Annotated in this window: 8 protein-coding genes and 2 pseudogenes; 1 reads left to right on the top strand and 9 read right to left on the bottom strand. The window is 45.8% G+C overall.

Annotated elements, in window-relative coordinates; all coding sequences use genetic code 11:
• Positions 1 to 8 precede the first annotated feature (8 nt).
• From DMB88_RS06460 to DMB88_RS06435, 6 genes and pseudogenes are all read right to left on the bottom strand, one after another.
• On the bottom strand, positions 9 to 710 hold the full coding sequence (locus tag DMB88_RS06460) for a sugar transferase (RefSeq protein WP_128100689.1): 702 nt from the start codon (positions 708 to 710) through the stop codon (positions 9 to 11).
• Positions 707 to 1,611, bottom strand: a pseudogene (gene galU, locus DMB88_RS06455) (UTP--glucose-1-phosphate uridylyltransferase GalU). Before galU ends, DMB88_RS06460 begins: the two are co-directional and overlap by 4 nt.
• Positions 1,612 to 1,787: 176 nt before the next feature.
• Positions 1,788 to 2,468 carry a CpsD/CapB family tyrosine-protein kinase gene (locus tag DMB88_RS06450; RefSeq protein WP_128100688.1) on the bottom strand — a complete coding sequence of 227 codons (681 nt, stop codon included), beginning with the start codon at positions 2,466 to 2,468 and terminating at the stop codon, positions 1,788 to 1,790.
• Entirely contained in the window at positions 2,449 to 3,198 is a 750-nt protein-coding gene (locus DMB88_RS06445; RefSeq protein WP_128100687.1) for a YveK family protein, read from the bottom strand. The genes DMB88_RS06450 and DMB88_RS06445 overlap by 20 nt, the downstream gene beginning before the upstream one ends.
• Positions 3,199 to 3,273: 75 nt before the next feature.
• Positions 3,274 to 4,032, bottom strand: coding sequence for a tyrosine-protein phosphatase (locus DMB88_RS06440; protein WP_128100686.1), 759 nt, complete (start codon positions 4,030 to 4,032; stop codon positions 3,274 to 3,276).
• A 145-nt stretch (positions 4,033 to 4,177) separates the two neighbouring features.
• Complete coding sequence (locus DMB88_RS06435; RefSeq protein ID WP_128100685.1) at positions 4,178 to 4,612, bottom strand: hypothetical protein; 435 nt, start codon at positions 4,610 to 4,612, stop codon at positions 4,178 to 4,180.
• 372 nt (positions 4,613 to 4,984) lie between these two features.
• On the opposite strand from DMB88_RS06435, the gene DMB88_RS06430 reads away from it, so the two are divergent.
• Entirely contained in the window at positions 4,985 to 5,353 is a 369-nt protein-coding gene (locus DMB88_RS06430) for a helix-turn-helix domain-containing protein (protein WP_056694267.1), read from the top strand.
• A gap of 108 nt (positions 5,354 to 5,461) precedes the next feature.
• Here DMB88_RS06430 and DMB88_RS30165 read toward each other — a convergent pair whose 3' ends face one another.
• The 3 genes and pseudogenes from DMB88_RS30165 to DMB88_RS06420 form a co-directional block, all read right to left on the bottom strand.
• Positions 5,462 to 5,617, bottom strand: a complete 156-nt coding sequence (locus DMB88_RS30165; protein WP_156395379.1) for a hypothetical protein — start codon at positions 5,615 to 5,617, stop codon at positions 5,462 to 5,464.
• Between the two features lie 289 nt (positions 5,618 to 5,906).
• Positions 5,907 to 10,504 (bottom strand): annotated as a pseudogene (gltB, locus tag DMB88_RS06425) (glutamate synthase large subunit).
• Positions 10,505 to 11,158: 654 nt separating this feature from the next.
• Positions 11,159 to 13,441: a YhgE/Pip family protein gene (locus DMB88_RS06420; RefSeq protein ID WP_128100684.1), complete on the bottom strand. Its 2,283-nt coding sequence runs from the start codon at positions 13,439 to 13,441 to the stop codon at positions 11,159 to 11,161.
• Between the last annotated feature and the right edge of the window lie 123 nt (positions 13,442 to 13,564).

Genomic DNA, 13,564 nt, shown 5'->3' with positions numbered 1-13,564 from the left:
TCGTTCGTTCAAAATGCGTCCTTCGAGCCGATTAACACTCTGAACGTTCTCAGAATGATCTTGATGTCCATGAAAATATTGCGTTCACGGGCATAGGTCAGATCAAGCTCCACCATTTCATTGAATCCAACGCTATTTCGGCCACTCACTTGCCATAGCCCTGTACAGCCTGGAATCATTTTGAGACGTTGTCGATCATAGGACGTGTAATTCTCCACTTCTCTTGGAAGTGAAGGTCTGGGACCTACCAGACTCATCTCCCCTTTGAGCACATTCCATAACTGTGGAAGCTCGTCGAGACTGGTTTTGCGAATGAATTTGCCGATGCGAGTTATTCTAGGATCATTTTTCATTTTGAACATGTTACCGCCTACTTCATTTTGATCCATAAGATTCTCCAGCAAATCCTCGGCATTCACGACCATTGATCTGAATTTGTACATATAAAATTCCTTACCGTTCAGCCCAACCCGAACTTGGCGAAAAAAAACAGACCCCTTAGGGGCCTCTATTTTAATAAGTAGAGCGATCACTGCAAATAACGGACATAGTAGGATCAAACCTATGAAAGAGCCAAGAAAGTCCAGCATTCTTTTCATAAGCAAATACACTTTATCTGCTTCAAGTCCATGCGTCGCCGTCGTTGCGCTGTATCCCAGACCTTTGTCTATAACAATCTCCGCTTCTTTCGTTTGGGGAGATGGACTCATTCAAACTCCCTCCCAGCGATTACTTGCTCAACGGACTGTTTCTCCAAAATGTCCTGTAGAGCATGTAACATCGGTAATTTTAATTCCGGGTTTTGGAGCGCGAAGTCAATCGTCGTCAAAATGAAACCTAATTTCTCGCCCACATCATATCTGATTCCTTCGAAGTCGTAAGCATACACTCCTTGTTTTTCATTTAATCTTTGAATTGCATCAGTTAACTGAATTTCTCCCCTTGCCCAATCTCTTGCTCTTCCAAAAAGTCAAAAATCTCTGGATTCAGGACATATCTTCCCATGATCGCTAGATTGGATGGTGCCGTCCCTTGTGCTGGCTTCTCAACGAATTGAAGTACCTCCGTCAGACGTCCGTCCGATCGCAATGGATCAACAATACCGTAACGTTCGGTTTGTTCAGGCTGAACCGTTTGAACACCCACCACGGATTGCTGAACCTGGTCATATTGATCAATCAGCTGTTTGGTGCATGGAACGTCCGAGACAACAATATCATCTCCCAGCAACACGGCAAAAGGTTCGTCGCCGATAAAATTCCTTGCACACCACACCGCATGACCCAGTCCCTTGGCCTCTTTTTGCCTTATGTAATGAATATCCACATTGGATGATTTGCGGACCTCCTCAAGCAGGCCTAATTTTCCTTTTTCGAGCAGGTTGTGTTCCAATTCGAATGCATTGTCAAAATGATCCTCGATTGCCCGTTTCCCCTTACCTGTAACGATGATGATATCTTCAATACCAGAGGCAATGGCTTCCTCAACGATATACTGTATAGTTGGTTTATCCACAATAGGGAGCATTTCTTTAGGCATAGCTTTCGTGGCAGGCAGGAAACGTGTTCCCAGTCCAGCTGCGGGAATGATCGCTTTTCTCACTTTTTTCATAAATACCACCCTATCCTCTTTTTTTAAAGTTTTTCGAATCGTTAAAAAGGGGCATCGAACCCAACCTCACGTCATACCTCTGACGATTAACGTCTAAGGTTCACTGAACCCACAGCATGACCGAGTGCCTACAGTGATAAAGGTACAGTAGACATTACCTGTTCGATCAGAGCGGACTACTTCTCTCCGTAATAGCTGACCGAGTTCGATGTCGTTTTGATATTGTTCAGGATGGCACCCAGAATTCGCGCATTGACATGTTCAAGATGAGCCTTCGTTTTCTTCACTAGCTCTTTCTTGACCTTGCCTGAGTTTACGACCAGCAGCACACCATCGCAGAAGGAGCTCACAATCAGTGCATCCGTTACAGCGAGTACCGGCGGCGTATCGAACATGATGACATCGTATTTTGCCTGTAAATCATTCATTAGGTTTTTCATTCGATTAGAGCCGATCATCTCAGATGGATTAGGCGGAATCGGGCCAGATGTGAATAGTTGCAGATTCTCGATATAGCTCTCACGCAGAACCTCATCAACGTCATATTGATTCGACAAGACACTACTGAGCCCGATATGGTTGGGTACTGAAAATACTTGATGAAGAGATGGATTCCGCAGATCGGCATCAATGAGCAGGACTTTCTTGCCTTCTTGCGCATAAGTCACGGCTAGATTGCTAATGGTGGTGGTTTTCCCTTCACCAGCTTGAGCCGAGGCAACCATGATCGTTTTGATATGACTATCAATAGAAGAGAACTGAATATTGGTACGTAATTTGCGGTAGCCTTCTGAGATGTGAGACTTGGAATTAAAATAGGTCACCAGATTATTATTTTCATTGGTTAACCGTGACATATTTTCCATCCCCCACTTTCTGCTGAGATACAACGTTTTTACTGCCCTTCACATCGTCTTTTTTCATTTTGGAAATGACCGTCAATACCGGAATGCCCAGTTCCTTTTCAATTTCGGACTCTAATTTGAACGTATCGTCCAGATAATCCATGAGGAAGACAAGTGCAATGGCAAGAACTAAACCTGCAAATAAGCTAACGATGATGGTGAGCGTGGTTTTCATATTAATTGGCGCCGCGTTGCCGTTTATATTGGCTTCACTGAGAATGGCTACATTATCGATTTTCATAATTAGGGGAATTTGCGATTGAAAAACTTTGGAGATTGCATTCACCGTTTTTGCGGCGTTTTCGTAGGTAGTCCCTTGTACTGTGATGTTCATGACTTGGGACTCGCTTGCGGTTGTTACGGAGGTTCTGCTGATGAGTTCAGCGGTTGTTACTTTTAAGTCAGGATACGTTGTTGCCACTTTTTCCATTATTGCCGATGATTTAATGATCTCCTTATAAGAGTTAATGAGCTTAATGTTGCTCTGAATCATACTGAAATCCATCATCGCTCGACCTTCAACATTGGATGTTTGGTTCACAATGAGCTTGGAACTTGCCTCATAGATCGGTTGTGTGAAGAAAATACTTTTAACCCCAGCACCTACTCCAGCAATGAGTGCAATGGCAACAATTAACCACCATTTTTTTTGCAAAATGCGGAAATATCCTTTCAGTTCCACCTTCACATTCCTCCTATACGTTAGTGTCATATATGTAAGCATGTTGCATGATTCCGGGCTCAATCTCACTTCGAGCTACCAAAGAAGCATGCGGAGCTTTCGGGGATTAAACCGAGTAATGATCGGTTCAGAGTTATATAGAATGTGGGAAGCATTTTCCGCTATCCGCCTGACGGCATCCATTCCAAAGTAATGCTCAATCATTTTGTTTCCTTCATTAACAGCAAATGTTCTTTGACGTGTATCATGAGCATCTGATGAAATGAAATGAAACCCGTTTTCTTTGCAAAAATGAAAACACCATTTCTGAACTTTTCGCCCGAAAAGTCCTGTGAAAGATTGAGCCGTGAGTTGGCACAGCACGCCTTGCTTCAAATAATCTGCAAGCAGCTTCGGCTTTTTCAGCAAGATTAGATTACGTTCCGGATGAGCAATAATAGGTGTGATACCAGCTACCCGTAATTCATGAAGTATATTGGGGAACTGCGAGGGAATAGAGCCAAAAGGCAATTCCAGCAACATGTAGCGACTCCCGGCAAGTGTGCAGCATCTGCCTGCATAGAGATCTCCAATCAGTGTGTCATGCACTCTGATCTCCTGTCCGGGATAAATATCCAATCGAATGTTGCGTTTGCGAAGCTCTGCATGGAGCAGATCCACTGCCTGATTGACTACGATCGGTTCGTTGTTGTAGCGCCCGTTCAGGTGATGCGGAGTTGCAATGATGGAGGTTATGCCAGCAGCGGCCGCTTTCTCAGCCATGGCGATAGACTGTTCCATATGAACAGGGCCATCATCAAGACCAGATAAAATGTGGCAGTGCATTTCAACCATATGCAAACTTCCTGAAATAGTATGATCCCCCTTGCCCCTTTATTCATTGCGCAAATGCTTTTGGTGTTAAAGAACTAATGCATAACGCTATGAAATATAGTAAAATGGCGTTAAGTACATGCATCTTTTCGAATATATTTCCTTTTTATATGGTAAAATTAATGTAATGATATGTTTTCTGCACCGTTGGTTGAGTCATTAATTTCTCATACAAAACGCGAGATACCGCCGGAAATTGAACATCACGAAGCATAGTGTTTAACTGTCCAGTTATATATAGTTTCTGTTCTTGCTGAATATGCAACTTGGAATGATACAATGTGAGTTCTCCAAAAGGTTGTTTCCATTCGGGTACCGCCTGGAGTCGTAGACACACATGGTGATCTTCCACATCTAAACCTATCAACATCTCGGATGACACTGGTAAGACCAAATCACTCAGGAAACTGATCGCACTTGTATCCATTCCAAGGAGTAGAACGGGACGACGTTTGCGGTTCAAGGCTTTACCCTTAAACTCCCGGATATACATATGGACATTTAACTCTAGATCAGCCCATTCCTGAATCAATGAGTTCATGGCTTCATTCCTTTTAGAATGGATTAGTAACGCATTCGTTGCCTGACCTCCCTTCTCACAGGTATACAGATCTGGCAACGAGGAGATACTTAAATTATTCCAAATGATACATTTTGTAACTCCATACGTCCAATTTACGATACAAATTGTATCATGTCAAGCAGTATTTGGACATGGTTCTTTTGATTTACGACAATATGAGATGTCCTTAGACAGACCTAGATTGCATCATTTTCGCTGTCTTTTTACATGCCAATGGTTGTATTAATCTGGTGCGGTCGTATCATTTTTGCAGGAAAGCTGCCCTGATCAAAAAATAGCTCAGGATTGTTTCGATATATATTTGACATGGCGTTCAGGGGGAAATGGCTTATGAACTACGGGAATCGCATTGCTGAATTAAGGGAACAGCGGGGACTTACTCAAGAAGAACTTGCGAGCTCCATCCATATTACCCGGGCTGCACTCTCCCATTATGAGAAGAACCGACGCAAACCGGATTTTGAAGTGTTAACTAGGCTTGCAGATATCTTTGGTGTATCCATTGATTATCTCATTGGGCGTACGAAGCAGAGTGATATGGTAATGGATGAGGACGTTCGGGAATTTGTTGATTCTCTTGAATTATCGGATAAGGAAGTGTTGGAACGCTTCGGCCTGATGATCGACGGTAAACCCTTGACCGAAGAAGAGGCACGTCGTTTTATTGCCTTTGTCCGTATGGAACGTAGCATGGATTAGAGGATTAGATTTGCAAAAGAAGACCCAGCACCGAAAAGCAATTTATCGGTTTCTGGGTTTTTTCTTGTCTTCAATTCCCTCCATTTCATTAGTATCTTCCAGTTCTAGTCAAGGACGTATGTTGTTGACGGAGGATATGTAATCGTTCCAACGCTCTGGGTCGATTCCGCATTGCAGTAAAACTTTTTTGATGTCCATCTCGGTTGTTTCAACGTGTTCACCTTTCGGCTTGCGATCGCCCTTGTTTGGATTTTTCATATTCATTCCGCGAACCTCTCCTATCTTAATACTTTCCCTGTGCTCCAAAACTAGCCTAATTATACTTGAGAAGCCTCCTCAATGTTGTCGTCTCATGGCGATAGCGTTTTTGGTCGGGGTTCTAATTTTGTCGAAAACAAAATAGGAGCTCTATGCATGCCACACAGGCAAACATAAAGCTCCTATTAGATGTTGTTTAAAAAGGACAATTTTGATTACGAAGCATGCCTTGACAGCATGTTCAGCGTCGAATATGGAATTCAGCCGAAAGGTCCGTTGCTCAATTGTTCAACAATTAACCGCCTGTACGTGCAAGCTCACGCATGTTAGCTTCAAATGCCGCCAGCAACGCTGCTTCGCCCGTCAGTCCAGTCGCTTGAATACGTTCGATCTGCTCTGTCATACGTTTGAAGTCTTTCGGGATGACACGCACGAACTGATCTACCGATTGCTGCCAGTTCTCCAAGATGCGCTGACCTGCAGCACTACCTGTATTCGCAACATGGCGTTCAATCATTCCACGCAGATCTGCGCTCTCTGCTGTATCCTCGATACGCTCCAACAGTACCATTTCCAGGTTGCAACGTTGCAAGAACGTTCCTTCTGGATCGTAGATATACGCAATACCTCCGGACATCCCTGCTGCAAAGTTACGACCTGTATCGCCCAGAACGACGACACGCCCACCTGTCATATACTCGCAACCATGGTCGCCTACACCTTCGACAACAACTTTAGCTCCAGAGTTACGAACAGCAAACCGCTCGCCCGCGATTCCGCGGATATAAGCTTCGCCACTTGTTGCTCCGTAGAGAGCCGTATTTCCGATGATGATATTGTCCTCAGCGTCAAATGTCGCTTTTGGCGAAGGCATTACAACGAGTTTACCACCGGATAGACCTTTACCTACATAGTCATTGGAGTCTCCTTCTACCGTCAGGGTAATCCCTTTCGGAACAAAGGCTCCAAAGCTTTGTCCAGCAGATCCCACAAATTTGAATTGAATTGTATCTTCTGGCAATCCAGCAAGACCATATTTACGTGTTACTTCACTGCCCAGAATCGTACCTACGGCACGGTTCACGTTCGTAATTGGAAGCACAGCCTCTACCGGTTGACCGGATTCAATAGCTGGCCCTGCGAGAGGAAGCAATTGCTGCATATCCAACGTCTCTTCCAATCCGTGATTCTGGTACTGCGTGCGGTAACGTGCAGAGCCTTCTGGCATCTCAGGCACATGCAGCAATACGGACAGGTCTACACCTTTTTTCTTCCAGTGATCCACTGCTTCTACAGTCTCCAGGCAGTCTGTGCGACCCACCATTTCTTGAATGGTACGGAAACCAAGGTCAGCCATGATCTCACGAACGTCTTCAGCAACGAAACGCATGAAATTAACGACGTGTTCTGGATCACCCATATAGTTTTTACGCAGTTCCGGATTTTGTGTCGCCACACCAACAGGACAAGTATCCATTTGACAGACACGCATCATGATACAACCCAGAGCAACGAGTGGTGCTGTGGAGAAGCCATACTCCTCTGCTCCCAGCAATGCCGCAACGACCAAGTCACGACCATTCAGCATTTTGCCGTCTGTCTCCAATACGACACGGTCACGCAGATTGTTCAGGATCAGCGTTTGATGTGTCTCAGCAAGACCTAGCTCCCACGGCATACCCGCATGACGGATTGAGCCTTGTGGGGATGCACCTGTACCACCGTCATAACCACTAACCAGGATAATGTCGGCACGGCCTTTAGCTACACCAGCTGCAATTGTACCTACGCCAACTTCCGATACTAGCTTCACGTTAATCTCGGCACGTGGATTGGCATTCTTCAGATCATAAATGAGCTCAGCCAGATCCTCGATGGAATAAATATCGTGATGCGGTGGTGGCGAGATCAAACCTACGCCCGGTGTTGATCCACGAACTTCAGCAACCCAAGGGTATACTTTACGTCCAGGCAGTTGTCCACCTTCACCCGGTTTTGCTCCTTGCGCCATTTTGATCTGAATCTCGTCAGCGTTAACCAAATAGTTGGAAGTAACACCGAAACGTCCGGATGCCACCTGTTTGATTGCACTTCGACGTGAATCGCCGTTGCTATCTTTAATGAAGCGAGCCGGATCTTCTCCGCCTTCACCTGTATTCGATTTACCACCGACACGGTTCATTGCGATGGCAAGATCTTCGTGTGCTTCTTTACTGATTGATCCGAAGGACATCGCTCCCGTTTTGAAACGGCGCATAATGGATTCGACGGACTCTACTTCTTCCAAAGGAATTGCGTTACCAACTGGTTTCAGTTTCAGCATCGAACGAATGGTCAGCAATTGATCATTCTCACCTTGAACCAGTTTGGAATACTTTTTGTACAATTTATAATCACCAGTACGTACAGCATGCTGTAGCGTGTGGATCGTCTGTGGATTGAACAAGTGTTCTTCTCCATCATTACGCCATTGGTAATCACCGCCGGAATCCAGCACCTTATCGTTACCGTCTTTCTCAGTGAAGGCACGGTTATGATGTGTCAATGCTTCCGCCGCAACCTCTTCAAGTCCAATTCCCCGATTCGGGAAGGCGTCCATGTGAAGTACCGGTCAACGAAATCGGATTGCAGACCCACTGCTTCGAAAATCTGCGCTCCACGATACGATTGAATCGTTGAGATTCCCATTTTGGACAAGATTTTAATAACGCCTTTAGTCGCGGCTTTAATGTAGTTTTTCACAGCTTTCTCATGTGAGATACCACGCAGCAAGCCTTGCTGGATCATGTCATCCAATGTTTCGAATGCCAGATACGGGTTCACGGCACTTACGCCATAACCTAGCAGCAATGCATAGTGATGAACTTCACGCGGCTCAGCCGACTCAAGCAAAATACTAACTTTTGTTCTTGTACCTTGACGGATCAAGTGGTGATGCAGCCCTGCTACAGCAAGCAATGCAGGAATTGCTGCATTCTCCGCATCTACGCCGCGGTCAGAGAGAATCAGAATGTTATGACCTTTGTCGATGACACGGTCCGCTGCTTCAAAGAGCAGATCCATTGCTTTGCGAAGTCCCTCTGCTCCTTCTTTGGCTGCGAAGAAGATTGGGATCGTCATAGAACGGAAGCCAGGGCGACGTACATGACGGATTTTGGCGAAGTCTTCATTAGACAATACCGGTGTGTCCAGACGAATCTGACGACAGCTCTCCGGTTCAGGATTCAGCAAGTTACGCTCAGGTCCAATCGTAGTTGCCGTTGAAGTAACAATCTCTTCACGAATCGCATCGATTGGCGGATTGGTTACTTGAGCAAACATCTGTTTAAAGTAATTATATAAACGCTGTGGACGATCTGAGAATACTGCGAGTGGTGCATCATAACCCATGGAACCTGTTGCTTCCATACCTGTTGATGCCATCGGCTCAAGCACTTTGCGTAATTCTTCAAACGTATATCCATAAGCAAGCTGAAGTTGAGTCACGTTATCGTGTTTTGGATCTGGTAGCTCAGGTGCTTCTGGCAATTCATTCAGATCCATCAAGTGCTCATCGAGCCAATCCTGGTACGGATTCTCGGCTGCAATTTGAGCTTTGACTTCCTCGTCGGAAATAATGCGTCCTTGCTCTGTATCTACTAACAGCATACGTCCTGGACGTAGACGGTCTTTGTACAGAATTTCTTCCGGCTCAATGTCTAATACACCAACTTCGGAAGATAGGATGATTCGGTCATCCTTCGTTACATAATAACGTGCAGGACGAAGACCATTACGGTCGAGCGTTGCACCGATCTGCAACCCGTCCGTGAACGCCATTGCTGCAGGTCCATCCCACGGCTCCATCATCGTGCTGTGATACTCGTAGAATGCCTTTTTGGCAGGATCCATTCCCTCATCTGTGCTCCATGGCTCAGGAACCATCATCATAGCTACGTGTGGCAAAGAGCGTCCACTTAAATAGAGGAATTCAAGCGTGTTATCAAACATCGCTGTATCGGAACCGTCCGGATTAATGACTGGCTTCACTTTGGAGATATCATTACCGAAAACTTCGCTCTCGAACAAGGATTGACGAGCATGCATCCAGTTCACGTTACCACGCATCGTGTTGATCTCACCGTTGTGGATCATGAAGCGATACGGGTGGGCACGTTCCCAGCTTGGGAAGGTGTTCGTACTAAAACGAGAGTGAACAAGCGCAATCGCCGATTCCACAGACTCTTCTTGAAGATCCAGATAGAACTGTCCAACTTGTTCCGTTGTCAGCATGCCTTTATATACAATTTTGCGACAAGACAAGCTTGGCAGATAGAATGATCCGCCCTCTTTCTCATCCGCAGAATAACGAATAGCAAGCTCAGCGCGTCTACGAATAACGTAAAGTTTGCGCTCGAATCCAAGCTCATCCTTCACATCGGCAGATCTGCCAATGAACACCTGACGTACATATGGCTTCGCAGCCAATGCAGAACGACCAAGCATCTCATCATAAGTAGGCACATCCCGGAAACCTAGGAAAGTCTGTCCTTCTTCTTCGATAATCTTCTTGAGGCTCTCCTCATGTGCGTGGCGAATCTCAGCATCCTGGGAAAGGAACAGCATCCCTACGCCGTAAAATCCTTGTTCTGGCAATGCAAATCCGAGGCGTTCAGCTTCCTGTGCAAAATAGCGATGTGGAATCTGAATCAAGATTCCGGCTCCGTCGCCGGAATTCGGCTCGCTGCCCTGTCCTCCGCGGTGCTCCATATTACTAAGCATGGTCAGTGCCTGACTAACGATATCGTGTGAAGCTCTTCCTTTAATGTTGGCAACAAAACCCATTCCGCATGCATCTTTTTCGAACTGTGGGTCATAAAGACCTTGTTTAGGAGGTAATCCGATCTGTCTCATGGAACGCAACCTTTCTATAATGAAGTATTTCGGAAAGATCAAGAACATAGGCAACAAGCAACAATGAAACGGGAGGAGCGGGCTAACTAATGAAGCCTGCTGAATAGAGGTGACAGCCATCATCTGTCATAGTTACAAGCATTGCGACTGAGGCAGACGCTATTTTGAAAGTGGACTGACCGAACGATTCAGTAACAGCCTAATATAACAACACGTAGCCGCTGGCACGACCACTCATTATGAAGCGACGTTTTTTTGATATAGTTCTATTATTTTAACACCGACCTAACATCAGCGCAATTTAAACTTTTTAATACCTCTGATAAGAAATGTTTTGCAGTGCAGCTTTAGTGTGCTGACGTTTAAATTCATCTCTTTTTCGAATAATTATACACATTTTATGAGAGAGTACAACTGAATTTATCTGCTGACAAAAGAAAATCATTCCATATGGGGCGTGAGTTTCAGCCGTATTTAGTCAAATGTAAAATCCTAGTAAGCCTCCTTCATCCCTCTAGCATGCATTTGTATACAGAAAGAGCCTGCCACCCATTTTAGGGCTACAGGCTCTTTGCACTATTTGACTACTATGTTGCATAATTTTGATACTGAACATCAAACTTTATTTTTTTGAAATTTCGCACTTTTCTATGCTTATGCAGTCACAACTTGACCCGATTCGACCAATTCAGCTTCCTTTTTAGGCTTTCTGCCGTTCCAGAGGAAGAAGGCCAGCGTGAGCAGGATGGAGACTCCAGCGTAGATCGCCAGAATTCCAGCTTGATGCCACATCACATCAAAGTTACCGCTAGATACAACCGCCTTGAAGCCCATAATGCTGTGAGTCATTGGCAGCCAAGGACTGAACGCTTGCAACCATGATGGAATTAGCTCCACTGGGAACGTTCCTGCACTTGCCGCAAGTTGGAAGACCAACATTAGGATGACTACATATCGTCCTGGCAGATCAAGCCATGTTACGAGTGCCTGCACAATCATCATGAAGGTTAGACCCGTAATGATCGTGAACAGGTAGAACAGAGGTACACTGTGTGTCTCTAATCCAAGTCCATACAACATGAAGCTTGCTACAATCACGGACTGGAAGACACTCATCGAACCAAAGACAAGTGTACGGCTGACGAAACGACTCCATCCAGAAGCACCCGGTACGGATGTATCACGCATTTTCAATACAATCGTTGAGATCAGAGATCCGACAAACAAGCCGATGGATAAGAAGAAAGGTGTCAATCCTGTACCGTAGTTTGGCACAACCTCTGCTTCATTCTCCGATGAGTTCACTGGTTCAGCGAACATATTCACAACATCATCGGTTTTCTTCACTTCAGACGTTTTCTGAGCAGCATCATTCAATTTCGTTGCCAGCTCATTCGAACCGTCCTTCAACTCGGACAATCCATCGGCAAGCTTGCCTGCACCATCGCCCAGTTGTTTGGAACCGTCCGTTAGGGAAGATACGCCTCCGCTTAATTTACCAACGCCCGTTTGCAAAGCGCTTGTGCCTGTTCCAAGTTGTTTAACACCACTTGCTAATTGCGCACCGCCGTTTGCAGCCTCGCTGAGCTTACCTGTAAATTGCTTCAGACCATCTGAGAGCTTAGAACCCCCATCAGAAAGTTGGCTCGCACCTGCGAGCAATTGCTCTTGTCCGCCCACAAGCTGACCTGCACCCGCAAGCAGCTGCTGCTGACCTTCATGCAGTTGCTCTGCTCCGGTAGCCAGTTGTTGGTTACCTTCATGCAACTGACCTGCACCCTGTGCGAGCTTCTGCTCACTTTCATGCAGCTGCGCACTGCCATCGGCAACCGCCTGACTTGCTGCAAGCAGCTTCTGCACATCAGCACTCTCTGCTAGCTCTGGATTTGCGGCAGCAAGCTGCTTCAATCCATCGGCAACACCTTTGGCTCCATCTGCAACCTGGCCACTTCCGTCGACAGCCGACTGCAATCCTGTAGCTAAAGTTCCACTACCTTGAACCGCACTTTGCAGACCCTCTGACAATTTAGCACTACCTTGTTCGGAGGCTTGCAGTCCTGTTTGCAGCTTACTTGTACCATCCAGCGACGTTTGCAGACCAGCTGCCAGCTTGTCGCTACCCTCTTTCAACTGATCAGCTCCGCTCTGAAGCTGTGTTCCGGCTGCTGTTTGAAGCTGCTGCAGGCCAGAAACCAAGCTTGAAGTACCTGTCTCCAGCTTCGTAGCTCCGGTATGAAGCGCATTGACCCCATCCGTTAAAGGTGAGAGCCCTTCTTGCAGTTCGATCGTTCCTGATGCAAGCTTAGCCAGATTATCCTTGAGCTTCACAGCCCCATCATCGAGCTTGCCTGCACCCGTGTTCAGCTCGCCAGCACCGTCTCCGGCTTCGGCAAGTCCGTCAGACACCTCGGAGAACTTATCAAGCAACGTCTCCGCATAAGCCTCTGTCACTTTAGCTGATACTTTTGCCTTCAGATCCTTGATCGCCGTCTTACCAATCTGAGCACCTACGAAGCTATAGTTACCGTTAGGTTCATAGATGAGGTCAGCCGGTTTAGGTTGATCATCCAGCAATGTGGTAGCCTGTGATGAGAAATTTTCAGGAATCGTAATCTGCATGTAGTACTTGTCGTCTTTCATGCCTTGCTGTGCTTGAGCACTATTCACAAATTCCCATTTAAAATCTGCATTTTTCTTCAGTTCATCCACGAGGTCTTCCCCAACATGCAAGGACTTCCCTTCCAGCTCAGCCCCTTTATCGAGGTTCACCACTGCGACAGGCATCTGATCCACATGACCGTATGGGTCCCAATAGGCTGCCAGGTAGATACCACTATACAGAATCGGAATAAACATAATGGCAATAACGGGGATCAATACCTTCGGGTTTCTCACGGCCGATCCCACATCCTTGAAAAACACGGATAAAGATTTCATCTCATTTCTCCCCTTGTCTCTGCTAATCTGCAGGAATTTCTTGTAATGTAAACATTTGATGCATGAAGTAAATTTCTGAAATAACGTATGACCATTTTCCTCAAACGGTCAATTCAGGGCAAA

It is taken from the genome of Paenibacillus sp. DCT19 (genome assembly GCF_003268635.1).
Lineage (GTDB): Bacteria > Bacillota > Bacilli > Paenibacillales > Paenibacillaceae > Paenibacillus.
The sequence above is the reverse complement of the archived record's forward strand: the minus strand, read 5'-3'. Positions and strand labels throughout refer to the sequence as shown.

Excerpts from the sequence above, each read along its gene's own strand:
- DMB88_RS06460 (WP_128100689.1), bottom strand. The coding sequence starts at position 710 with ATGAGTCCATCTCCCCAAACGAAAGAAGCGGAGATTGTTATAGACAAA.
- DMB88_RS06450 (WP_128100688.1), bottom strand. The coding sequence starts at position 2,468 with ATGTCACGGTTAACCAATGAAAATAATAATCTGGTGACCTATTTTAAT.
- DMB88_RS06440 (WP_128100686.1), bottom strand. The coding sequence starts at position 4,032 with ATGGTTGAAATGCACTGCCACATTTTATCTGGTCTTGATGATGGCCCT.
- DMB88_RS06435 (WP_128100685.1), bottom strand. The coding sequence starts at position 4,612 with ATGAACTCATTGATTCAGGAATGGGCTGATCTAGAGTTAAATGTCCAT.
- DMB88_RS06430 (WP_056694267.1), top strand. The coding sequence starts at position 4,985 with ATGAACTACGGGAATCGCATTGCTGAATTAAGGGAACAGCGGGGACTT.
- DMB88_RS30165 (WP_156395379.1), bottom strand. The coding sequence starts at position 5,617 with ATGAATATGAAAAATCCAAACAAGGGCGATCGCAAGCCGAAAGGTGAA.
- DMB88_RS06420 (WP_128100684.1), bottom strand. The coding sequence starts at position 13,441 with ATGAAATCTTTATCCGTGTTTTTCAAGGATGTGGGATCGGCCGTGAGA.